This window comes from Thauera sp. AutoDN2, assembly GCF_051280715.1.
Taxonomy (GTDB): Bacteria; Pseudomonadota; Gammaproteobacteria; order Burkholderiales; family Rhodocyclaceae; genus Thauera.
Genome location: NZ_JBNCAR010000037.1, coordinates 1 through 24,527, shown reverse-complemented (window position 1 = coordinate 24,527; position 24,527 = coordinate 1). Strand labels below are relative to the sequence as shown.

The 24,527-nt window shown below is 66.9% G+C and carries 14 protein-coding genes; 5 read left to right on the top strand and 9 right to left on the bottom strand.

Going from position 1 to position 24,527, the window contains the following annotated elements; genetic code table 11:
- Positions 1-292: 292 nt before the first annotated feature.
- Together glmS and glmU are read right to left on the bottom strand one after the other, a co-directional pair.
- On the bottom strand, positions 293-2,131 hold the full coding sequence (glmS, locus tag ACPT9U_RS15485) for a glutamine--fructose-6-phosphate transaminase (isomerizing) (protein ID WP_320383934.1): 1,839 nt from the start codon (positions 2,129-2,131) through the stop codon (positions 293-295).
- A gap of 101 nt (positions 2,132-2,232) precedes the next feature.
- Positions 2,233-3,594, bottom strand: a complete 1,362-nt coding sequence (glmU, locus tag ACPT9U_RS15480; protein WP_435751562.1) for a bifunctional UDP-N-acetylglucosamine diphosphorylase/glucosamine-1-phosphate N-acetyltransferase GlmU — start codon at positions 3,592-3,594, stop codon at positions 2,233-2,235.
- A 299-nt stretch (positions 3,595-3,893) separates the two neighbouring features.
- Here glmU and ACPT9U_RS15475 point away from each other — a divergent pair, with 299 nt between their 5' ends.
- The 3 genes from ACPT9U_RS15475 (at position 3,894) to ggt (ending at position 8,321) form a co-directional block, all read left to right on the top strand.
- Positions 3,894-5,300 carry a bifunctional enoyl-CoA hydratase/phosphate acetyltransferase gene (locus ACPT9U_RS15475; RefSeq protein WP_435751561.1) on the top strand — a complete coding sequence of 469 codons (1,407 nt, stop codon included), beginning with the start codon at positions 3,894-3,896 and terminating at the stop codon, positions 5,298-5,300.
- A complete protein-coding gene (locus tag ACPT9U_RS15470) occupies positions 5,297-6,481 on the top strand; it encodes an acetate/propionate family kinase (RefSeq protein WP_435751560.1) in 1,185 nt (394 codons plus the stop codon). Before ACPT9U_RS15475 ends, ACPT9U_RS15470 begins: the two co-directional genes overlap by 4 nt.
- A 100-nt stretch (positions 6,482-6,581) precedes the next feature.
- On the top strand, positions 6,582-8,321 hold the full coding sequence (gene ggt / locus ACPT9U_RS15465; RefSeq protein ID WP_435751559.1) for a gamma-glutamyltransferase: 1,740 nt from the start codon (positions 6,582-6,584) through the stop codon (positions 8,319-8,321).
- Between the two features lie 2 nt (positions 8,322-8,323).
- Here the strand turns inward: ggt and ACPT9U_RS15460 are convergent, their stop codons facing one another.
- Positions 8,324-8,926: a LysE family translocator gene (locus ACPT9U_RS15460; protein ID WP_435751558.1), complete on the bottom strand. Its 603-nt coding sequence runs from the start codon at positions 8,924-8,926 to the stop codon at positions 8,324-8,326.
- A 135-nt stretch (positions 8,927-9,061) separates the two neighbouring features.
- On the opposite strand from ACPT9U_RS15460, the gene ACPT9U_RS15455 reads away from it, so the two are divergent.
- On the top strand, positions 9,062-10,519 hold the full coding sequence (locus ACPT9U_RS15455; RefSeq protein ID WP_435751557.1) for a PLP-dependent aminotransferase family protein: 1,458 nt from the start codon (positions 9,062-9,064) through the stop codon (positions 10,517-10,519).
- Between the two features lie 18 nt (positions 10,520-10,537).
- Here the strand turns inward: ACPT9U_RS15455 and ACPT9U_RS15450 are convergent, their stop codons facing one another.
- The 3 genes from ACPT9U_RS15450 to ACPT9U_RS15440 form a co-directional block, all read right to left on the bottom strand.
- On the bottom strand, positions 10,538-12,526 hold the full coding sequence (locus tag ACPT9U_RS15450) for an LTA synthase family protein (RefSeq protein ID WP_435751556.1): 1,989 nt from the start codon (positions 12,524-12,526) through the stop codon (positions 10,538-10,540).
- Between the two features lie 155 nt (positions 12,527-12,681).
- The gene (aroQ, locus tag ACPT9U_RS15445; protein ID WP_435751555.1) at positions 12,682-13,122 is read right to left on the bottom strand and encodes a type II 3-dehydroquinate dehydratase; all 441 of its coding nucleotides are present in this window, start codon (positions 13,120-13,122) and stop codon (positions 12,682-12,684) included.
- A gap of 81 nt (positions 13,123-13,203) precedes the next feature.
- A complete protein-coding gene (locus tag ACPT9U_RS15440; protein WP_435751554.1) occupies positions 13,204-15,318 on the bottom strand; it encodes a diguanylate cyclase domain-containing protein in 2,115 nt (704 codons plus the stop codon).
- 42 nt (positions 15,319-15,360) lie between these two features.
- Between ACPT9U_RS15440 and ACPT9U_RS15435 the strand changes: the two genes are divergently transcribed.
- Positions 15,361-16,863: an ABC transporter substrate-binding protein gene (locus tag ACPT9U_RS15435; protein WP_435751553.1), complete on the top strand. Its 1,503-nt coding sequence runs from the start codon at positions 15,361-15,363 to the stop codon at positions 16,861-16,863.
- Positions 16,864-16,959: 96 nt separating this feature from the next.
- On the opposite strand, the gene ACPT9U_RS15430 is transcribed toward ACPT9U_RS15435, so the two are convergent.
- The 3 genes from ACPT9U_RS15430 to ACPT9U_RS15420 form a co-directional block, all read right to left on the bottom strand.
- Entirely contained in the window at positions 16,960-18,423 is a 1,464-nt protein-coding gene (locus ACPT9U_RS15430; protein ID WP_435751552.1) for a glutamate synthase subunit beta, read from the bottom strand.
- On the bottom strand, positions 18,424-23,106 hold the full coding sequence (locus ACPT9U_RS15425; RefSeq protein ID WP_435751551.1) for a glutamate synthase-related protein: 4,683 nt from the start codon (positions 23,104-23,106) through the stop codon (positions 18,424-18,426). It abuts the gene before it with no gap.
- A gap of 299 nt (positions 23,107-23,405) precedes the next feature.
- Entirely contained in the window at positions 23,406-24,284 is an 879-nt protein-coding gene (locus ACPT9U_RS15420; RefSeq protein WP_435751550.1) for an REP-associated tyrosine transposase, read from the bottom strand.
- Positions 24,285-24,527: the final 243 nt, after the last annotated feature.

The window sequence follows — 24,527 nt, the reverse complement described above, 5'->3', positions numbered from 1 at the left end:
GCTCGAGCACACTGGGATCTACGGCTTGCTACCCCGGACGCTCAACATAATCGAGGCATCTACATAATCGGCCTTATGTGGAGATCCACATAAGGCCGATCACCAGCCACTCACCGATGTCGCACACAGCCGAAGGCTCCCCGCTCGGCGATCCGTGCGCAAATCGGTGGTCAGAGACCTACAAATCCACGCAAACGAAAACGCCCGGACGAGATGCCCGGGCGTTTTCAACTTTATTGCCACGTTTTCGACTTTAATGGCAAGGAACACAACGGCAGTGGTCCCTCTGCGCTTATTCCACCGTGACCGATTTCGCCAGATTCCTCGGCTTGTCCACATCCGTCCCCTTCACCAGCGCCGCGTGGTACGACAGCAACTGCAGCGGGATCACGTGCAGTACGGGTGACAGCATGCCGTAGTGCTCCGGCATGTGCAGGATGTGCACGCCTTCCGACTCGGGGATTTCGCTGCCAGCGTCGGCGAACACGTACAGCTCACCTCCGCGGGCGCGGACTTCCTGCAGGTTGGATTTGAGCTTTTCCAGCAGTTCGTCGTGCGGGGACACGGCGATGACCGGCATGTCCTTGTCCACCAAGGCGAGCGGGCCGTGCTTGAGTTCGCCGGCGGCGTAAGCCTCGGCGTGGATGTAGGAGATTTCCTTGAGCTTGAGTGCGCCTTCCATGGCGATCGGCCAGTGGCTGCCGCGACCGAGGAAGAGCGCGTGCTCTTTGCTGGCGAAGCGCTGGGCCCACTGCTCGATCTCGGGTTCGAGTTCGAGCACCTTCTGCACCGCGACCGGGAGGTGGCGCAGCGCGGCGAGGCGGCGCTCCTCGTCCTCGGCGGACAGCCGCCCGTTGATCTTGGCGAGCGCAAGCGTGAGCAGCGCAAAGGCTGCGAGTTGGGTGGTGAAGGCCTTGGTGGAGGCAACGCCGATCTCCGGGCCGGCGCGGGTGATGAAGCGCAGCGCAGTTTCGCGCACGATGGCCGACTCGGGCACGTTGCAGATCGCCAGCGTGCGCTGCATGCCGAGCGCCTTGGCGTGCTTGAGCGCGGCCAGGGTGTCGGCCGTCTCGCCCGACTGCGAGATGACCACGACCAGGGTGTCGGGGTCGGGGACGGATTCGCGGTAGCGGTATTCGCTGGCGATCTCGACGGTGACCGGCAGCCTGGCGATGGCCTCGATCCAGTAGCGCGCGACCAGGCCGGCGTGATAACTCGTGCCGCAGGCCAGGATCAGCACGCGGCGCACGCCGTCGAAAACCTCTGCCGCGCGCGCACCGAAATGCTGCGGCGTGACACCTGCGCCGCCGGCGATCAGTTCCAGCGTCTGCGCCAGGGCCTGCGGCTGCTCGAAAATCTCCTTCTGCATGTAGTGGCGGAACTTGCCCAGTTCCACCGCATCGGCCGACAGGCTGGAGAGATGCACCTCGCGCTCGACCGGCGTGCCGTCGGGGCGAATGATGATGTAGCTGTCGCGCCGCAACTCGGCGAGGTCGCCGTCTTCCAGATAGACGATCTTGCGCGTGACCTGCAGCAGCGCGGCCGTGTCGGAGGCGGCATACATGCCGTCTACGCGCTCACCGCCCCCCACGCCCAGCAGCAGCGGCGAGCCGCGGCGGGCGACGATGATCCGGAACGGGTCGGCCTCGGCCACCACGCCGATCGCGTAGGCGCCGACCAGTTCGTTGGTGGCCTGGCGCACCGCCTCGAACAGGTCCGGCGTGCCCTGCAGCTTGTCATGCACCAGGTGGGCGATGGCCTCGGTGTCCGTCTCGGACTCGAACACGTAGCCCTTGGCCTGGAGCACGGTCCGGATGGCCTCGAAGTTCTCGATGATGCCGTTGTGCACCACCGCGAGGCCGCCGGAGATGTGCGGATGGGCGTTGCGCTCGGAAGGCACGCCATGGGTGGCCCAGCGCGTGTGCGCGATGCCGATGTGCGCCGAGAGCTGACGCGAATCGGCCAGGTCAGCGAGCTCGGCAACACGGCCGCAGGAGCGCAGGCGGGTCAGCTCACCGGACAGCACGGCCAGCCCTGCCGAGTCATAACCGCGGTATTCGAGCTTGCGCAGACCCTCGAGCAGCACGGGGACGATGTTCTGGGTTGCGATTGCGGTGACGATGCCACACATGACGAGGCTTCCTTGTTCGGTTTTCGGGTATCAGCTGCAGGTGCGGGCTTTGGTAGCGGTGGACCTTTGCGGGAGCGGGCCGGCCTCGCTCCCGCGGGGGCTCAGCGCGGCTGCTTCACCGGGCGCTTCCAGTGTGCCACGCTCATCTGCCTGACGCGGGTCACGGTGAGCTGGTCGGGCGGCGCGTCCTTGGTCAGCGTGGTGCCGGCGCCCAGAGTGGCGCCGCGGCCGACGCGCACCGGCGCGACGAGCTGGGTATCGGAGCCGATGAAGACCTCGTCCTCGATGATCGTGCGGTGCTTGTTGGCGCCGTCGTAGTTGCAGGTGATGGTGCCGGCACCGATGTTGACCTTGCTGCCGACGTCGGCGTCGCCCACGTAGGCCAGATGGTTGGCCTTGGAGTGGTCGGCGATGACGCTGTTCTTGACCTCGACGAAGTTGCCGAGGTGCACGTCAGCGCCGAGCACGGTGCCGGGCCGGGTGCGGGCATAGGGCCCGATCACGCAAGCCTGGCCCATGGTGGTGCTGTCGATGTGGCTGAAGGGCTCGAGCCGGGTGCCGGCGCCGATGCGCGCGTTGCGCACGACGCAGTGGGCGCCGACGCGCACGCCGTCACCGAGCTCAACCTCGCCTTCGAATACGCAATTGACGTCGATCTCGACGTCGCGACCGACCGTGAGCGTGCCGCGCACGTCGATACGCGCGGGGTCGATCAGGGTGGCGCCCTCTTCCATCAGGCGGCGGGCGATATTGCTCTGGTGGATACGCTCGAGCTCGGCAAGCTGCAGCTTGTTGTTGACACCCAGCGTCTCGGCGAAGGCGTCGGGCTGCACAGTGGCAACCTCGACGCCGTCGGCCACGGCGAGGCCGATGATGTCGGTGAGGTAATACTCACCCTGGGCGTTGTCGTTGCCGATGCGGCCGAGCCAGTCGCGCAGGCGCGCGACCGGTGCGATCAGGATGCCGGTGTTCACTTCGTTCACCTTGCGCTCATCGTCGGTCGCATCCTTCTCCTCCACGATGCGCACGACCTTGCCCGCGGCATTGCGCAGGATGCGCCCGTAGCCGGTCGGGTTGTCCATCTCGACGGTGAGCAGGGCGAGGCGTGCGTCGTCCGCGGCGGCCACCAGGCGTCGCAGCGTGGGCACGCCGATCAGCGGCACGTCGCCGTACAGCACCAGCGCCATGTCGCCATCCGTGAGGTGCGGCAGCGCCTGCTGCACCGCATGGCCGGTGCCGAGCTGCGGTGCCTGCCGCGCCCAGGCCAGATCCGGGGCGTCGAGCCGTTCGCGCACCACCTCACCGCCGTGGCCATACACCACGCAGATGCGCTGCGCATCGAGCGTACGCGCCGTTTCGAGCACATGGGCGAGCATCGGCTTGCCGGCAATGGGTTGCAGAACCTTGGGCAGAACCGAGCGCATGCGCTTGCCCTGGCCGGCAGCGAGAACGACGACTTCCATGTGGCGTTTCCGGTGGTTGGGGTGACTCGAAGAACGCCGTGCAGCGAAACGGGCGTCCGGCAAATGCAGCGTCGCGCGAAGTTTACCACCGACGTTGCAGCGCGGAATGTGAGGGAATGCATGGCGGGCGCGTCAACAAGGCTCCTGCCGCGCATACGCGATCACGCTGCGCTCACCCTCCACGCGCCTCCCGCGCATTTGATTGACGCATTGCACAATTCGATTGCGGTTCTTCTTATACTGGTCACGGACAACGTCTAGAATCCGCCCGTCGCAATACATCCAAGAACGAGTACGCCATGAAACCCGCAGCAGCACCCCAGATCATCCAGAATCGGACCTTCGACGAAATCCAGGTGGGCGACTTCGCGCAGCTCGTGCGCACCCTGCGCCCCGAGGACATCCATCTGTTCGCGGCGATGTCCGGCGACGTCAACCCGACCCACGTCGACCTCGAATACGCCCGCTCCAGCCAGTTCCGCGAGGTCGTCGGCCACAGCATGTGGGGCAGCACCCTGATCTCCACCATCCTCGGCACGGAGTTCCCCGGCCCCGGCACGGTGTATGTCTCGCAGGGACTCAACTTCTGGCGTCCGATCACGATCGGCGACACGCTGACGATCACCGTCACCTGCAAGGAAAAGTTCGACCATAACCATCACATCATCTTCGACTGTCTGGCGGTGAACCAGGACGGCCTGAAGGTGATCGACGGCATCGCCGAGGTCATGGCGCCGACCGAGAAGATCTCGCGCCAGCGCGTGGTGCTGCCCGAAGTCACCGTGTCGGACCGCGAACTGCGCTACCGTCACCTGATCTCGGTATCGGCCGGCCTGACACCGATCCCGATCGCTGTCGCACACCCCTGCGACCGTGAATCCCTGCTCGGCCCGGTGCAGGCCGCCGCCGCCGGCCTGGTCGACCCGATCCTGGTCGGTCCAGAGGCGCGCATCCGCGCAGTAGCCGAAGAAAACGAGATCGACCTCAAGGGCTTGCGCATCGTCGACACCGAGCACAGCCACGCCTCCGCCGAGGTGGCCGTGGGCCTGTGCCGCGACGGCGGCGCCGAAGCGCTGATGAAGGGCTCGCTGCACACCGACGAAATGATGAGCCAGGTGATCCGCCACCTGCGCACCGGCCGCCGCATCAGCCATGTCTTCCTTGCCGACGTGCCGACCTACCCGCATCCGCTGATGATCACCGACGCGGCGATCATGATCGAGCCAACGCTCGAGGATAAGGTCGACATCATCCAGAACGCGATCGAGCTCGCCCACATCCTCGGGCTGCCCGAGCCGAAAGTGGCGATCCTGTCGGCGGTCGAAACCGTGACCTCCAAGATCCGCTCCACCATCGACGCCGCTGCGCTGTGCAAGATGGCCGACCGCGGCCAGATCAAGGGTGGCCTGCTCGACGGCCCGCTCGCTTTCGACAATGCCGTGTCGCTGGTCGCTGCAAAGACCAAGGGAATCAAATCCGTGGTCGCCGGTAACGCCGACATCCTGGTGGTGCCCGACCTCGAATCCGGCAACATGGTCGCCAAGCAGCTTGAGTACCTCGCCAATGCACTGATGGCGGGCGTGGTGCTGGGCGCGCGGGTGCCGATCGTGCTGACCAGCCGCGCCGACACTGCCGAGACGCGCACCGCGTCATGCGCCGTGGTGCAGCTGATGGCGCACAGGAAGCGCGAGGCGATGAAGGCATGAAGGCCGTACTCGTCCTCAACGCAGGCTCGTCGAGCCTGAAGTTCGCGCTCTACCCGATCAACGGCGACATCGCCGAGGCTCCCGCGGTTTCAGGTCAGGTCGAGGGCATCGGCGCCAGGCCGCAGGTCACCCTGAAGACGGCCGCGGGCGAGCGCTTCGAAGAGGCAGTCCCCACCGGAGGCAGCCAGGGCGAGCAGCACCGCGACGCGCTCAACCACGTGTTTGCGCTGCTCAACCGTCACAACCCGGCGCTCGACATCGTCGCCGCCGGCCACCGCATCGTGCATGGCGGCGAGCACTACAGCGCGCCCACCCGGCTCGACGAATCGGTGCTGCGTACGCTCGACACCTTCGTGCCGCTCGCCCCGCTGCACCAGCCGCACAACCTGCGTGCGGTGCGTGCGGTCGCGGCGCTGATGCCGGACGTGCCGCAGGTCGGCTGCTTCGACACCGCCTTCCACCGCACCCAGCCCGCGGTCGCCCAGGCCTTCGCGCTGCCGCGCAAATACTCGGCCGAAGGCGTCAAACGCTACGGCTTCCACGGTCTGTCCTACGACTACGTCGCGCGCCAGCTGCCGGAGGTCATCGGCGAGCGCGCCAAGGGTGCGGTGGTGATCGCCCACCTGGGCAACGGCGCCTCGATGTGCGCGCTGCGCGACGGCAAGAGCGTGGCCTCCACGATGGGCTTCACCGCCGTCGAGGGGCTGATGATGGGCACCCGCACAGGGACCCTCGACCCCGGCGTGCTGCTCTACCTGATGGAGCAGAAGGGCCTGGACGCCAAGGCGTTGACCAACCTGCTGTACAAGGAGTCGGGCCTGCTCGGCGTCTCCGGCATCAGCCAGGACATGCGCACCCTGCTCGCCTCCGAGGCCCCCGAGGCGAAGGAGGCGGTCGATCTGTTCTGCTACCGCATCGCGCGCGAGCTCGGCTCGCTCGCCGCGGCCGCAGGCGGGCTCGACGCACTCGTGTTCACCGGCGGCATCGGCGAGCACGCAGCACCGGTGCGCGAAAAAGTCGCCGCCCTGTCGGCCTGGCTGGGCATCGAGATCGACCTCGCCGCCAACCAGGCCCATGCGCGCCGTGTCGACACCCCCAGCAGCCGGGTCGCGGTCGCCGTCGTTCCCACCAACGAAGAGCGCATGATCGCGCGCTATACGGCGCAGACGCTCGGGCTCTGAGCCCTGCCCGTCGGCCCCGCCCTCCCCCGGGGGGCGGGGCCGCGGTGCTTTCACCCCCATCTCGTGCTACGGTCATGGCTCCAGCCCGACGGAGCGCACCATGAGAGCACGCACCCTCCTCGCCACCGCGGTCATGATGGCCGCCTTCGGAGCCCTGGCGAAGCAACCGGTCGACACCGGGCACGGCGGTGCGGTCGCCACCATCTCGCACCAGGCCAGCCTGGCCGCAATGCAGATCCTCGATGCCGGCGGCAACGCCGTCGACGCCGCAGTGGCGGCTGCCGCCACGCTGGGCGTGACCGACCCGTTCAGCTGCGGCATCGGCGGCGGCGGGTTCATGCTCATCTACTCGGCGAAGGAGAAGCGCGTGATCGCGCTCGATCACCGCGAGGTGGCGCCGGCAAGCTTCCACCCCGGCGTGTTCCTCAACGCCGACGGCAGCCCGATGACGTGGAACGATGCAGTGCCCCAGGGCATCTCGGTCGGCGTGCCCGGCACGGTGCGCGGCTGGCACGAGGCGCTGCACAGATACGGAACGATGGACTTCGCGCAGGTGCTGGCGCCTGCGATCCGGGTTGCGGAAGACGGCTTCGAGGTCGGCACCAACTTCCACCGCATCAATACGCTCAACGAAGCCAAGTTCTCGCGCTTCTCGAGCACCTCCGCGCTGTACCTGAAGGACGGCAAGGCCTTGCCGATGGGCAGCCTCCACCGCAACCCCGACCTGGCCCGCACCTACCGCGACATCGCCCGCGGCGGTGTCAAGGCGTTCTACACCGGCCCGATCGCAGCCAGCATCGTTTCCGCGGTGAACCATCCACCGGTCCGCCCCGGGGTACGCATGGTCGCGGGCGACATGACGCTGGCAGACCTCGCGGATTACGAGGCCCGGCTGCGCCAGCCGGTACGCTCGACCTATCGCGGCTACGAGGTCTACGGCATGCCCGCGCCCTCGAGCGGCGGCATCGCCGTCGCCCAGGCGCTGAACCTGATGGAGACCTTCGACCTCGCCGGCAAGTCACGCACCGAGATCGAGCATCTGTACATCGAAGCCTCGCGCCTGGCCTTCGCCGACCGCAACGCCTACGTCGCGGATGCCGAGTTCGTGGACTTCCCGCAGGAGGGCTTGCTATCGAAGGCGTACGCACGTGAGCGCGCGGGACAGATCAGTACGCGCGCCGCGCCCGGTGCGGTTGCGGCAGGCGACCCCTACCCCTTCGAGAACGACTTGTCGGTGCCGCTTCGCCCACAGCCGCAAGCGTTGGCGCAGGAGCCGATGCACACCACGCATCTGGCAGTGTCCGACCGCGAAGGCAACATCGTTGCCTACACCTTTACCATCGAGTCCTGGGGCGGCAGCGGCATCGTGGTGCCGGGACGCGGCTTCCTGCTCAACAACGAGCTCACCGACTTCGACTTCTCGGGCCCGCACCCCAACGTGCCCGAAGCCTTCAAGCGCCCGCGCTCGAGCATGAGCCCGACCATCGTCCTGCAGGACGGCGCGCCCGCCTTCACCATCGGCTCGCCGGGCGGTTCGACGATCATCACCACCGTGCTGCAAACGATCGTCAATCACATCGACCTCGGCATGAGCCTGGCCGACGCGCTCGCCGCGCCACGCATGAGCCAACGCAATGGCGACACCACACTGGTCGAGAAAATGCTGGAATTCCCAGGCGGCGCACAGGCCAAGGCACTGGAAGCCCTGGGACATGCATGGCGCGAGACCGACCAGATCGGCGCTGCGAACGGCATCCGCTTCAATGCCGACGGCAGCGTCACGGCGGTCAGCGAGCCCCTGCGCCACGGCGGAGGCAGCGCGATCGTGCAGAAGCAATAGGCCTACAGCAGCGCCCTCGCCTCGTCCACGCCGATCCACAGCGCGGTTGCGGCGAGCAGCGCCGCCATCGTGTAGTTGAAGGCCATCAGCGCCGCCGGCTGCTGCAGCCAGGTCCGCAACCGTGCCCCCGCCACGGCCCACACGGTGATGCAGGGCAGGTTGACCGACATGCACAGCAGCGCCAGCCCGGCGGCCGTCATCCAGTCGGCGTCGCGCGGCAGAAACAGGATGGCGACGTTGAGCACCATCATCCACGCCTTCGGGTTCACCCACTGGAACAGCGCCGCGGCGACGAAGCCGAGCGGCTCGACCCGCCCGCCACGCCCGGGCTGGCCCGCGCGGGCCTGGCGCAGCGCCAGCCACAGCAGATAGCCACAGCCCACCACCACCAGCGGCAGGCGCAGGGCGTCGAGCCAGGCCATCACCCAGGCCAGGCCACTGGCGACGATCAGCACCTGAACGCTGTTGCCGACGCTGACGCCGAGCAGGTGCGGCAGCGTGCGGCGGAAGCCAAAATTGACTCCGGATGCCGCGAGCATGATGTTGTTGGGCCCCGGCGTCACGGACATCGTAGCGACGTAGGTCATCAGCGGCAGGTCGATCATGGCGTTCTCCTCGAGGGGCTTCGGGAGATCACTATACGAGGCACTGCGCAAAGGTTACAGATCCAGAAAAACAGGTTTATAGTGGTCACAGATCGCCTAGCCAACTAGCTGTAACTATCCAAGGACGAGCCTACTGTGCCCCCTGCTGCTGCCACAGCCCCCCAAGGCGCCCCGCTCTACCAGGCACTGACCGAAGAACTGCGCGAAGCGATCCGCGACGGGCGGCTGGTCGCCGGCGCCCGCCTGCCCTCGGTGCGCGAGGCAGCGACCAGCCGCGACATCAGCATCAACACAGTGCTCGCCGCCTATCGCCAGCTGGAGGCCCAGGGCCTGGTCGACGCGCGCCCGCAATCTGGTTACTTCGTGCGCTCACAGCTCGCCGTGCCGCCGGCCCCACAGGCCGCTGCCGCCGAGCCGAGCTCTGCGATCGCCGCCGAGAGCGCGGTGTTGAGCCGCATCGCCAGCGTGCTCGCCGCCCAGACCCGGCCCGACACCATCGACCTTTCGCTTGCCTGCCCGAAGGGCAGCGACTTCTACCCCGGTGAGAAGCTCGGCCGCATCGTCGCCGACCTCACCCGCCGCCGCCCCGAGCTGCTGACCGACTATTCGCTACCGCCCGGCCCGCTGCTGCTGCGCCGCGAGATCTGCCGCCACGCCACCGAGCTCGGCATGCAGCTGCAGCCCGACGCCATCCTGCTCACCAACGGCTGCATGGAGGCCCTGCAACTGGCGCTGCGCGCCACCACCCAGGCCGGCGACACGGTGGGTCTGGAGTCGCCGACCTATTTCAACCTGATCCCGCTGCTCGACCGCCTCGGCCTGAAGGCGATCGAGATTCCCACCCATCCGGAAGGCGGCCTGTCGCTCGATGCGCTGGAGCTGCTGCTGTCGGAAGGCCGGCTGCAGGTGGTGGTAACCATGCCCACCGTGCACAACCCGCTAGGGACGAGCATGAGCCCGGCCAACAAGCGCCGGCTGGCCAACCTGGCACGCAGCTATAAGGTGCCGGTGATCGAGGATGCGCTCTACGCCGAGCTGCAGTTCAGCACGCCGCTGCAGCCGACCGCGAAGGCCTTCGACCGCGACGGCTGGATCATCGTGTGCGCGTCCTACACCAAGACGCTTGCACCCGGCATGCGCGTGGGCTGGATGGAAGGGGGGCGCTTCGGCCGCGAGCTGGCCGAGATCAAGTTCTGCTCGTCGGTGGCACAGCCGGCACTACTGGGCGAGGCGATCGGACGCTTCCTCGAGAGCGGCGGCTACGCCCAGCACATCCGCCGCCTGCGCCGCACCTATGCCGCGCAGACCGAGCGCCTGCGCGGCCTGATCCACGACGCATTCCCTGACGGCACACGCGCCACCCAGCCCAGCGGTGGCTTCCTGGTGTGGGTCGAGCTGCCCGAGGGCTGCGACACCAACCGCCTGTTCGACCTTGCCCTGCGCCACGGCATCGGCATGACACCCGGCAAGCTCTATTCACCCTCAGGCCGCTACACCCGCCACCTGCGCCTGTCGGGCTGCTACCCCTTCAGCGATCGCCACGTGCATGCACTGATGACACTGGGGGAGCTGGCTGGGGCGCAGCTGGGCTGAGGCCGAGTGGCGCCAAGCTCAGACCTCGGGCGCGATTTCGGCGCCGGCGCCCTGCGGTGCGGCGTCGAGCGTCGCCTCCACCGCCACCTCCTCGGCCTCGAGCTCCACCGTCTGCAGCACCGGCTTGTCGGCTGGCGCCTGCAACGCATGCTGGGCACCACTGAAGAGATCGCGCTTGAGCACGTCGATGGCTTCGACCCAGGCGGCCGAGGACTCGCACCCCCCCACCAGCTCGCCGCTGCGACACACCGTCAGACGCTTGCCGTTGAGGGTGAAATGTACACCGGGCAAGGGGCGCACACGCACCAGATCGTCGCTACGCGCGGCAAAGCGCAACATCGTGTCGCGCTCATCGCCGAGCAGGTCGAGGATCAGCGCCGGCAGCGCGTAGATCGGCATGTCGCCCGTACGCACCGGGCCGCGCCGGCCGTCGATCACGACCAGCGGCGTGGCGACCAGGGTGCGGAACATCTCGTCGTCGAACTCACCGCGGTTGGGCGCGAGCAGACCGGACTCGACGTAGCCCCCGTGATTCCAGCCGAGCGAAGGCAGGTGATCGCCGAACAGCACGACGATTGCATCCGGGTCGCGCCTGCGCAATTCGTTGAGGAAGCTCATCAGCTCGCGCGACTTGTAGTGCACGGTGTTGGCGTAGGCCTGCACCAGGCCGTTGTCCGAGTCCGTGGAGATAACCGCCGGGCGGGCCTCGTTGAGCGGGTAGTCGAGATGGCCGAAATAGGTCAGCACATAATTGAACACCGGCTGCGCACCGTCGAGCGCCGGGCCGACGCGTTCGAGCACCTGCCGGTACAGCGAGGCGTCGCTGAGGAACTCGCGGTTCATGTCGTCGAGCACGAAGTCGCGATCGGACCAGTACTGCTCGAAGCCCACGCGCCGGTAGGCGTTGATGCGGTTCCAGAACGGCGCGGCGTTGGGATGCGAGGCGAAGCTGCGGTAGCCGGCTTCACCGAGGTGGCGCGGCAGGCAGGGCACGTCGCGGCGCAGGCGGCCTTCGAAGAAGACCGCGTCGGTCTGCACCGGGAAGCCGCACAGGGCCTCGAACTCGGCATTCGCCGTGTAGCCGCCGAACACCGGCGACAGCGCCCGCGCGTTGCCGGTAGCCTTCCACAGCTTGCGGAACGCGGGATCGAGCGGATCGGCCGACAGGCCGGCGGCCTTCAGCGCCATCGGATCCCAGAAGGACTCGAGCACGATCATATGCACATTGCGCCCGCCCTGGCCGGGGCGCGCCGCAGCCTCGAGGAAGGGGCTGGGCTGGCGCGCGCCAAGCAGCATCATCGCCGCATCGACCTCATCTGCGGCCGGAGTGTGCCCGCGCCGGGCAAGGTTGCGGGCGGTTTCCTGCATGAGATGGATCGGCAGGCCGCGCATCTCGTAGTTGCCGCGCTGGTTCCACACCCAGTCACCGAAGCGGGCATCCAGCCAGCCAGTGACCAACGCTGGCTGCACCTGCAGACCCAGAACGCCCGCAACCACCGCTGCGAGCGCTACCCAGGCGCGCGGCCTGCGCCAGGCAAACATCCACAGCAGGCCTGCGATCGGCAGCGCAAGCATCGCCACACTGCCCCAGAGCTGCCAGCCTTCCAGCAACAGAAAGAGATTCTTCGCCGCGACGAAGTCGTCCGGCATCACCGGCCCACCAAGCACCGCAAGCTTGATTGCATTGCCCACGGTGAAGGCGCTGAACAGCACGACCATCGCCACGCCGAAGCGCAACACGCTGCGCGACATCGTGAACAGCAGCCCACCGACGAGCAGGTGGGCGACAAGGTCGTGCCCCCAGGCCTCACGCCCCGGCGCGACCCCCAGGAAGTGCGCCAGTACCAGCTGCGCAACCACGTACCACAGCGCCACCAAGCCCAGCGCGCCCATGCATTCGCCCGCGACCGATCGCCACGACCGACCCGCCCGCGCCCGTCCGGCAACCTCGGGGGGCGACAGTGCAACAGCGCCAGATTCGGCGGAAAGACTTGCAGGCGCGAGCACGGCAGCACTCCGGAGCAGATTCAGGAGCCCGGATCATACGCCCGTAACATTCTTGTGAATCGGGCTGCACCCCGTTATCGCGGCAACGCAACATCGCAAATTGCGACAAGGTTTTGCAGCCCTTCGGCGCGCGCGAAAAGGCAGGCGTCCCGCCTTCAGGCGCGCATGCGGGCCGCGATATATTGCAGTGCGAGCACGTAACCCTGGGTGCCGAAACCTGCCATCACCGCCTCGGCCACATCCGAAAGGTAGGAATGGTGACGGAAGACTTCGCGCTTGTGCACGTTGGAGATGTGCACCTCGACGAACGGAATCGCCACCCCGGCGAGCGCGTCGCGGATCGCAACACTGGTGTGCGTGTAGGCGCCGGGGTTGATGAGAATCCAGCCCACTCCCTCACCACGCGCCTGATGGATGCGGTCGACGATCGCACCCTCGTGATTGCTCTGGAAGCACAACACCTCGACCCCAAGCGTCCCACCCTGCGTACGCAGGCCGCTCTCGACATCCGCCAGCGTGGTGGCGCCGTAGATCTCGGGCTCGCGCGTTCCAAGCAGGTTGAGGTTGGGGCCGTTGATGACGAGAACCGTGGACATGAAGCGAGTGCTCCGGAGACGATGAGGATCTGGGTTTGCAGCATAGCAGCCGCAGCGCAGCGCCGGGGCACTGCAGAGCGCTCAGGCCTGCGACACGGCCTCCGCTGCAGACGAGCGGGGAAGGATGGGCGCGGAAACACCGCCAGGCTCGGGCGCGGCAAACAGGATCGCCCGATTGCGGCCCAAGCGCTTGGCCTCGTAGAGCGCAGCATCGGCCTCCTCGAACAACCGCTGCGCGAGGGGCGGCAAGGCCCCACCCTCCCGCTCGCCCTCGGCATGTACGCCCGCGCAGCTCTCGCCCGCCGCTCGCACCTGGACACCCACGGAAGCGTCCGGCGCAAGCCAGGCCACACCGATACTGATCGTGACACAGGGCGCCGTCGGCGATGCGGCATGCGGAAGCTGCAGCGCCTCCACGACAGCGCACAAGCGCCGCCCCAGCGCCAGGGCCTCGTTACCGTCGGACAGGGGCAGCAGCACCGCAAACTCCTCACCGCCGTAACGCGCAACCAGGTCGCCCGCGCGTCCGACACGCGCCTGCAGGGCCTCGGCGACGGCCTTGAGGCACTGGTCGCCCGCGGGGTGACCGTAGTAATCGTTGAAGGCCTTGAAATGATCGACGTCGATCATCAGCAGCCCCAGGGGCGTGCCGCCACGAACGGCCAGCGCCAGCTGGAAGCCCGCGGACTCGTCCAGTGCGCGCCGGTTGGCGACACCGGTCAGCGGGTCGAGCCGCAACTGCGCTTCCAGGCGCACCCGGTGTTCTGCCAGCTCGGCCTCGACCGCCTTGCGCACACTGATGTCCTGCACCACCCCGATCACCCGCCGCTCGCCTTCGTCTCCCTCCTGCATGGACTTGCTCCACACTTCCACCCAGCGCCGGGTGTGCGGCGCATCGGCCGGATGGATCCGATACTGCAGGCGCTTCACTTCCTCGCCACGCGCCAGCTGCGCCGCCACCGCGGTGACACGCTCACGGTCCGCGGGGTCGATCAGCTCGACCCAGGCGGCGAGATCCAGATTCTCCTCGTCAACGCCGTAGATCTGGCGGCACAGCGCAGACAACTGGATGCGGCCCCGCTTGGGATCGATGGCGAAGTGACCGATGGCAGCAGCCTGCTGCGCGCTTTCAAGCCACCACAGGTTGCGCTGCAAGGCTTGCATCAGCTCATGCTCACGATGCGCCGCACGACGCAGCATGACGACGAAGACCCCGGCGGCGGCCAGCAGAAGCAGGCTTACCGGCAGGGAGAGGGCGAACAACTCGCGTGTGCGCACACCGGCGAAGACCTCGGCCACCTCGACCGCGGAAACCAGCAGCCAGCCGGTACCGAACACGGGACTGGCCATGGCCATCACCTCACGGCCAAGCTCGTCGCGGGCATAGAAGACGCCGCGCATGCCCTCGAGGGCCTGGGTGACGACGGTGGGCGCAGCATCCAGCGGATACGCGTATTGCAGGACCTCGACACGAACGCCCCGTGGCGCATTGAGATAGCGCGCCGCCTGCCCCTCGCGCCAGACGATGCTCGAGCGCGCGGTCTGGCTCGGTGTCGGCCAGGGCTCGACCAAGGGGAGAAGTTCAGAGCGCAGGTCCTGCACCAGCCACACCGCACCGATCGCACGCACCCCGTCGTACAAGGGCGCAAACACCCCGGCGAACGGGAAGGCGAAGACCGGATCGGACACCGGGTCGCTCATCACCGGCATGGCGGTGGACAGGGCGCCCTGCAGGGCATGGTGCTCGGTAGCGGGCACGCGCTCGATACCCGGGCCGCCACCCCCGGCGCGACTGCTCAAGCGCACCTTACCCTGCGGATCCACAAAATGCACCGCAGTGTAGTGCCCCAGTTCCTCGAGCGTGCGCAGGCGCTCACGCACTCGCTCGCGCGCCTCGACGTCACCCTCTCCGAGCCAGCGCCCAAGGGCTTCCGCCAGTAGCGTATCCTCGACCAGCATGCCTGCGTCGCGCAACGATTGCTGCCGCCATCCAACCATCGCCTGCAACTGCAACTGATTGATAGACTGCAGCTCACGCTCGGCCTGGTGACGATGGCGGTTCTCCCGCTCGACATAGACCCCATGCAGCCAGAAGATCAGCGCCGCGAGGACGAAGACAAGCAGGGCAGCCGCTGCGACGGCGCCCTTTCGACACTTGCGGTTCGATTCGGAAACGGGACGGGGCTTGCTGGACAAATCCGGCTCGTTGGGAAGTAATGAAAACAGGGAGGAGAACACATGCGCGCTTCCATCGCTTGCGCAGTATGGCAGACAGTCTCGCGCTGCCTGCTGATCGGCTGCCTTGTAGGCTTCGCGTACGCGCCAGCCTACGCGAGCGCGAAGGATCATGTCGTGTTCGGGATCACGCTCGAGCCGAATTCGCTCGATCCAACCAGTGCTGCCGCGGCGGCGATCGGCGAGGTCGTGCACTACAACGTGCTCGAGGGGCTCGTGAAGATCGAGGAAAACGGGGAGACCTCACCTTTGCTGGCCGCATCCTGGCAGGCCTCGGCCGACGGCCGCAGCTACACCTTCCGGCTACGCCCGGACGTCCGCTTCCATGACGGCCAGCCTCTGGATTCGGCCGCAGTGCGCTTCTCGTTCGAGCGCGCCAAGGCATCCGGCTCGGGCAACAAATCACGCACCAAACTGTTCGACAACATCGAGCGCATCGACACCCCTGACCCACAGACCGTCACGCTTACGCTGCTCCATCGAGACCCACACCTGCTGTACCGCCTCGGCGAGAGTCCGGCGGTGATCCTGCACCCGGCGAGCGCCGGGCAAGCGTCCCACACCCCGGTCGGCACCGGCCCCTTCCGCTTCGAGCGCTGGGACAAGGGACACTCCATCACCCTGGTGAAATGGCCCGGCTACCGCAATGCCGAGGCTGTCCCATTGCAGCGTGCCGTGTTTCGCTTCGTGAATTCCTTCGTGGAGGATGCCGAGCTGCCTGCGGAAGTGGACGTGTTCTTCAATTTCGCCACCCGTACGGTGCTGCGCAATCGCCTCAACGAGCGCTACCAGGTGCTGATCGGGGGCTCAAGCAGCAAAGCCTTGCTGGCCATGAACAATCGTCATCCGCCACTGGCCGACCTGCGTGTGCGCCGGGCGATCAACCACGCCATCGATCGTGCGGCCCTGATCCACCAGGTGCTGAACGGCCGCGGCAGCGCGATCGGCAGCCACTTCTCACCCACAGAGAGCGGCTACCTGCACCTGGCCGACCGCTACCCCTTCGACCCCGAGCACAGCCGCGCGCTGCTGCGGGAGGCGGGCTTCGAGCGCGGGCTGCAACTGCAGCTGAGCCTACCGCCGACGCCCTACGCGCGGGACGGCGGCCAGATCGTGGCGCAGCAGCTATCCGCAGTCGGTATCGAAGTCGTAGCCAAGCACGTGAGCTGGGCCGAGTGGCTGGCGGGCCCCTTCACCGGCGACTTCGAACTGACGCTGATCAACCACGTCGAGCCCCTCGACTACGACATCTATTCCGACCCGTCCTACTACTTCGGATACGACAGCGCCGAGTTCCGCGCCCTGGCCACCGCCCACCGCGACGCCGACCACCCGCGCCAGCGCAATCGGCTGCTCGCCGACATCCAGCGCAAGCTGGCGGACGATGCGGTGAACGCCTGGCTCTACGCACCCCAGATATCGACCGTGGCGCGCAAGGGCCTGGAGGGTTTGTGGGTGAACTACCCCATTTACGTGCACGACCTCGCTGCCCTGCGATGGCGCTGAGATCGGGGGCCTGGATCAACGCCAGCCCCCCGAAACGGAACGAGGCGCGCCACGGGCCACCCCGCGACGCACCTCGTCAGGCACGACTCACCACCGTTAGCGCGGCAGCAGGCTCTCCCCCATCAGGAACGCATCGACCGCGCGCGCGCACTGGCGACCTTCCCTGATCGCCCAGACGACCAGCGACTGCCCGCGGCGCATGTCGCCGGCGGCGAACACCTTGGGCACGTTGGTGATGTAGCAGCCCTCGCCGTCGGTGGTCGCCCTGGCGTTGCCGCGCGCGTCCTTGTCGACCCCGAAGGCCTCGAGCACGCCGCCCACAGGCTGGGTGAAACCCATCGCGAACAGCACCAGATCGGCCTTGATCTCGAACTCGGAGCCCGGCACCTCGGACATCTTGCCGTCCTTCCACTCCAGGCGACAGGCCTTGAGCGCCTTGACCTTGCCGTTCTTGCCGATGAACTCCTTGGTGGCAACGGCGAAGTCGCGCTCGCAGCCTTCCTCGTGCGAGGACGAGGTGCGCAGCTTGGTCGGCCAGTACGGCCACACCAGCGGCTTGTTCTCCTGCTCGGGCGGCATCGGCATCAGTTCGAACTGGGTCACGCTCGCCGCGCCGTGACGGTTGGAGGTGCCCACGCAGTCGGAACCGGTGTCGCCACCGCCGATCACGACCACGTGCTTGCCTTTGGCCGAGATCGGGTTGGGCTTGTCGCCGGCGACCTGCTTGTTCTGCGGGATCAGGAACTCGAGCGCGAAATGCACGCCACCGAGCTCGCGGCCCGGCACCGGCAGGTCGCGCGGCACTTCGGCGCCACCCGCCAGCACGACGGCGTCGAAGTCCCGCTGCAGCTGCTCGGCGCTGATCACTTCCCTGGCGTCATTGACGATACCTGCGGGCATGTCCTTGGCCGCCACCAGCACGCCGGTGCGGAAGCGCACGCCTTCGGCCTGCATCTGCTCGACACGGCGGTCGATCAACCCCTTCTCCATCTTGAAGTCGGGGATGCCGTAGCGCAGCAGGCCGCCGATGCGGTCGTTCTTCTCGAACACGGTGACGTCGTGGCCGGCACGCGCCAGTTGCTGCGCAGCGGCCAGGCCCGCCGGGCCGGAGCCGACGACGGCGACCTTCCTGCCCGTCTTCTCGTCCGCCGGCTGGGGCACGACCCAGCCCTCTTCCCAGGCCTTGTCGATGATCGCGTGCTCGATCGACTTGATGCCCACCGCGTCGGTGTTGATGTTCAGCGTGCACGCCGCCTCGCAGGGCGCCGGGCAGATGCGACCGGTGAACTCGGGGAAGTTGTTGGTCGAGTGCAGAACCTCGATCGCCTCACGCCAGTGGCCGCGGTACACGAGGTCGTTCCAGTCCGGAATGATGTTGTTGACCGGACAACCGTTGTTGCAGAACGGGATGCCGCAGTCCATGCAGCGCGCGCCCTGGATGGACGCCTGCTCGTCGGTCAGGCGAACGACGAACTCCTTGTAGGTCTTCAGGCGCTTGTCGACCGGCTCATAGGCCTCGGACAGACGCTGATGCTCCAGAAATCCAGTGGGCTTGCCCATTTATGCGGCCTCCTTCTCTGCTTCGCGCTGCTGCGCCATCTCGGCCAGCGCGCGGCGGTACTCGTGCGGGAACACCTTGACGAACTTCTTCCGCCAGACGCCCCAGTTGTTCAGGATCTCGCGTGCGCGCACGCTGCCGGCGAAGCGGACGTGGCGCTCGATCAGGCCCTTGAGGATGAGCTCGTCGCCCATGGTCAGGTGGTCGATGTCGACACGCCCGTGGGATTCGAGCTCGTCGCCCGACTCCGAGCCCTTGCGCGCGGCGATCTCGTCGGGCAGCGGCTCGAGCGCGACCTGCGCCATGTTGCAGCGCTGCTCGAAGCTGCCGTCCTCGTCCAGCACGTAGGCCACGCCGCCCGACATGCCGGCGGCGAAGTTGCGCCCGGTCTCGCCGAGCACGACCACGGTGCCGCCCGTCATGTACTCGCAGCCATGGTCGCCCACACCTTCCACCACCGCGGTGGCACCCGAGTTGCGCACCGCGAAACGCTCGCCCGCGACGCCGGCGAAGTACACCTCGCCCTCGGTCGCGCCATAGAGCACGGTGTTGCCGACGATGATGTTGGTGCCCGTATCGCCGCGGAACTCGGCCTTCGGACGCACGACGATGCGCCCACCAGACAAGCCCTTGCCCACGTAGTCGTTGCCCTCGCCCACCAGCTCCAGCGTGACGCCACGCGCCAGGAAAGCGCCGAAACTCTGGCCGGCGGTGCCGTTGAGACGGATGTGGAGGGTATCGGAAGGCAGTCCGGCATGGCCGTAGCGCGCCGCCACCTGGCCCGACAGCATCGCGCCCACGGTACGGTTGATGTTGCGCACCGGGAGGTCGATGTTGACCTTCTCGCCCTTCTCCAGCGCAGGCGCAGCAAGCGCGATGAGCTGCTTGTCGAGCGCCTTGTCGAGCCCGTGATCCTGGGTCTCGGTGTGCAGGCGCGGCACCTCCACCGGCACGTTCGGCAGGTAGAAAATGCGCGAGTAGTCCAGGCCCTGCGCCTTCCAGTGCGCGATGCCCTTCTTCATGTCGAGCAAGTCGGCGCGGCCGATCAGCTCGTCGAAGCTGCGCACGCCCAGTTGCGCCATCAGCTCGCGCACTTCCTCGGCGACGAAGAAGAAGTAGTTGACCACGTGCTCGGGCTGGCCGGCGAAGCGCGCACGCAGCACCGGATCCTGGGTGGCGACGCCGACCGGGCAGGTGTTGAGGTGGCACTTGCGCATCATGATGCAGCCCTCGACGACCAGCGGCGCGGTGGCGAAGCCGAACTCGTCGGCACCGAGCAGCGCGCCGATGACCACGTCGCGGCCGGTCTTGATCTGGCCGTCGACCTGCAGGCGCACGCGCGAGCGCAGGCGGTTCAGCACCAGGGTCTGCTGGGTCTCGGCGAGGCCGAGCTCCCACGGCGACCCCGCGTGCTTGATCGAGCTCCACGGCGAGGCACCTGTGCCGCCGTCATGGCCGGCGACCACGATATGGTCGGCCTTGGCCTTGGCCACGCCCGCGGCCACCGTGCCGATGCCGATCTCGGACACCAGCTTCACCGAGATGCTCGCCACCGGGTTGGTGTTCTTGAGGTCGTGGATCAGCTGTGCCAGGTCTTCGATCGAGTAGATGTCGTGGTGCGGCGGCGGCGAGATGAGGCCGACGCCCGGCACCGAGTGGCGCAGGAAGCCGATGTATTCCGACACCTTGTGGCCGGGCAGCTGGCCGCCCTCGCCAGGCTTGGCACCCTGGGCCATCTTGATCTGGATCTGGTCGGCGTTGACCAGGTACTCGGTGGTGACACCGAAGCGGCCCGAGGCCACCTGCTTGATCGCCGAGCGCAGCGAGTCGCCAGCGTTCAGCTCCAGGTCGCGCGCGATGCGCTTCTCGCCGATGATCTGCGACAGCTTGATCGCCTCGGTGAGCGGCTTGAAGCGCATCGGATCTTCCCCGCCCTCGCCCGTGTTCGACTTGCCTCCGATGCGGTTCATCGCCACCGCCAGCGTGGTGTGCGCCTCGGTGGAGATCGAGCCGAGCGACATCGCGCCAGTGGCGAAGCGCTTGACGATCTCCTTGGCGGGCTCGACCTCGTCCAGCGGCACCGGGGTCTCGGCGGCCTTGAGCTCGAACAGGCCACGCAGCGTCATGTGGCGCCGGCCTTGGTCGTTGATGATCTTGGCGTATTCCTTGTAGGTCTCCGCCTTGCCCGAGCGCGTTGCGTGCTGCAGCTTGGCGATCGCATCCGGCGTCCACATGTGCTCCTCGCCGCGGATGCGGAAGGCGTACTCACCGCCGGCGTCGAGCATGTCGTGCAGCACCGGATCGGCGCTGAACGCAGCCTTGTGCAGGCGGATCGACTCTTCCATCACCTCGAACAGGCCAATGCCCTCCACCTGGCTGGTGGTGCCGGTGAAGTATTTGTCGAGCAGCGCCTGCTTGAGGCCGACGGCCTCGAAGATCTGCGCGCCGGTGTACGACATGTAGGTCGAGATGCCCATCTTGGACATGACCTTCATCAGCCCCTTGCCGACTGCCTTGACGAAGTGCTTGACGTACTTCGCCGCGGTTTCCTCGTCGCCGGCGAGATGTTGCAGGGTCTCGAGCGCGAGGTAGGGGTGCACCGCCTCGGCGCCGTAGCCGGCGAGCACCGCGAAGTGATGCACCTCGCGCGCCGAGCCGGTTTCGACCACCAGGCCGGTACGGGTGCGCAGGCCCTTCTCCACCAGGTGCTGGTGGATGGCCGACAGCGCCAGCAGTGCGGGGATGGCGATGCGGTCGGCAGCGAGCTTGCGGTCCGAGACGATCAGGATGTTGATGCCGCCCAGCACCGCGTTCTCGGCGTCGGCGCACAACGAGGCCAGGCGCGCCTCGACCCCCTCGTTGCCCCATGCGGCCGGATAGCAGATGTCCAGCTCGGCCGAGCGGAACTTGTCCTGCGTGTAGCGCGCGATGTTGCGGATCTTGGCCATGCCCTCGAAATCGAGCACCGGCTGGCTCACCTCGAGGCGGAACGGCGGGTTGATCTCGTTGATCTCGAGCAGGTTGGGCTTGGGCCCGATGAAGGACACCAGCGACATCACCATCTGCTCGCGGATCGGGTCGATCGGAGGATTGGTGACCTGTGCGAAGAGCTGGCGGAAGTAGTTGTAGATCGGCTTGTTCTTGGAGGACAGCACCGCCAGCGGCGAATCGTTGCCCATCGAGCCGGTCGCTTCCTCGCCCGCCTTGCCCATCGGCTCGAGGATGAACTTGATGTCCTCCTGCGTGTAGCCGAAGGCCTGCTGGCGGTCCAGCAGCGGCGCGACGCGTTCGGCAGCGGCGGCCGCGTCAAGGATGGCCGGCGCATCGAGCGTATCGAGCTTGATGTTGATGCGGCGCAGCCAGTCGGCATACGGCTTGGCGTGCGCGAGCGACTCCTTGAGTTCACGGTCACCGATGATGCGGCCCTGCTCCATGTCGATCAGGAACATCTTGCCCGGCTGCAGGCGCCACTTCTTGACGATCTTGCTGTCGGGAATCGGCAGCACGCCCGACTCGGAGGCCATCACCACGAGGTCGTCATCGGTGACCAGATAGCGCGCCGGGCGCAGGCCGTTACGGTCGAGCGTGGCGCCAATCTGGCGGCCGTCGGTGAAGGCCACCGCTGCGGGGCCATCCCAGGGCTCCATCATCGCCGCATGGTATTCGTAGAAAGCGCGACGCTTCTCGTCCATCTGCGTGTGCGACTCCCAGGCCTCCGGGATCATCATCATCATCGCGTGGGCGAGCGAGTAACCGCTCATCACCAGCAGTTCGAGCGCGTTGTCGAAGGAGGCCGAGTCGGACTGGCCGGGGTAGATCAGCGGCCAGATCTTCTGCAGATCGTCGCCCAGCAGCGGCGAATGCACACCCTTTTCGCGCGCGCGCATCCAGTTGTAGTTGCCGCGCAGGGTGTTGATCTCGCCGTTGTGCGCGATGTAGCGGAACGGGTGGGCGAGGTTCCACTTCGGGAAGGTATTGGTCGAGAAGCGCTGGTGCACCAAGGACAGCGCCGACACCGCGCGCGAGTCGAGCAGATCCGGGTAGTACTCGCCGACCTGATTTGCGAGCAGCAGGCCCTTGTAGTTCACGGTGCGCGCCGAGCACGACACCATGTAGAACTCCTTGGCGTGCTTGAGCTTGAGCGCGCCGATGGCGTTGGCCGAACGGCGGCGCACAACGTAGAGCTTGCGCTCGAGCGCCTCGGTGACCATGACATCGGGGCCGCGGCCGATAAAGATCTGGCGGATCACCGGCTCCATGGCCTTCACCGTGGGCGACATCGGCATGTCGCGATTGACCGGCACATCGCGCCAGCCCAGCACGACCTGTCCTTCAGCCACGACCGCACGCTCGATCTCCTGCTCACAGGCGAGGCGCGAGGCGGCTTCCTTGGGCATGAACACCATGCCGACGCCGTACTCGCCCGGCAGCGGCAGGCTCACGCCCTGCTTCGCCATCGCCTCACGGTACAGCTGATCGGGGATCTGGATCAGGATGCCCGCACCGTCGCCCTGCAGCGGGTCGGCGCCGACCGCACCACGGTGGTCAAGGTTCTTCAGGATCTCGAGGCCCTGGAGAATGATGTCATGACGTTTCTCGCCCTTGATGTGGGCGATGAAACCCACGCCACAGGCATCGTGTTCATTGGCGGGGTCGTAAAGACCCTGCTTATGGGGCTGATCCATCTTCTGTTCCTCAAACGACACGCAAGATCACGCGCACAGGGGCCGGACCGGGGGCTTGCGGAGTGCAAGCGCCGACAAACCGAACGCGCACAAAAAAGCCGGGCGCACGCGCACCGGCTTTGCGACATGCACCATGCTGGTGCAAAGGCAACGATTTGGCATAAAAACTCAAGCACTCGAGACCTGCATGCACCAATTTGGACACACTGGCCCGGCTCGTTGCCGTCGAAAAAAACTATACCCCTCAAAGGCCTGCAGACTCAACAGTTTTTTGCAGTGCGGCATCGGGGTCAGGTCTTTCATTTGCTCACAGCCCGCCGAAGCTGCCGGGCCGAACGGCCCTTGGCTACGATCCGACTGATCGAGCTGTAATGCAGGCCGAAGAACTGTGCGAGTTGTGCGTAGGTGAACGCACCGGAATCCGCCGCCTCGAGGATCGCACCGTCTCGTGAAGAGTTCCGCTCGACGTAGGCCTCGAGCGCCAGGCTTTGTGGGCGACGCTGCAGACGAGGTACCTCGCTCAAGCCTTCGTCGTCGGCGAACCTGCTCGCCATGCGACCGGCAAAGTCCTCGCTCCCCAGGTAGATCTGCGCATTCAGTGCCTGCCAGATCGGCGGCAGCCCGACGCCGGCGCGCACGAAGTCTTCGTAACGCCCAACGGCGCGGGCGCGGGTCTCGCCGAACTGACCCAGAACCCAGTCCGTCGCCAACCAGGATGGCGGCTCAACCCGGCCGAGCAGCGCGCGATGGCTGCTCCACGGCCACTCCGCCGCCTCCTTGCACAAGCCAGCGCGCACCGGATTGAGCACGACATATCGGGCAAGCTCTACGAGGTAGGCGTCCGCCTCCACGAGAATGGCCTTGTAGCGCCCCTGGAAAACGTGCCCGACACGACCATGGCGGCGATTGACCGCCTGCGTGTAGACCCCGTTCAGCTGCCGCATGCCGCGTGAGAGGTTCGCTTCGGCGGTCTCCACGACGAGATGGTAGTGGTTGCCCATCTGGCACCACGCATGACAGCGCCAGTTGAAGCGATCGCAGACCTCACCGAAGAGATCAACCCACGTCCGCCGGTCGGCATCGTCACCATAGATCATCTCGCGCCGATCGCCGCGCGAGGTCACGTGGTACACACCGCCCGCAAGCTCGATTCGCAACGGCCGCGCCATGATGCCCATCCAATGAAAGGAGAGCTCGAATTATGCGTATGCCATTTACCGCCCGCAAGCCCGTCATGCATCTATCAGCGCGGGATGAGCAAATGAAAGCCCTTCCTGATGCCGGAGCCTCGCGGAGGCTTGGGAGGCATGCAAACCCGCGCCGCTCGAGCGCCTCGGCAAAGGACGCGCACGGGGTGTTCCTTCCGAGGCTGCGGAACTCGTCGTCGCTACGCTCGACTCGGACAGTCCTCGCCTCTTCAG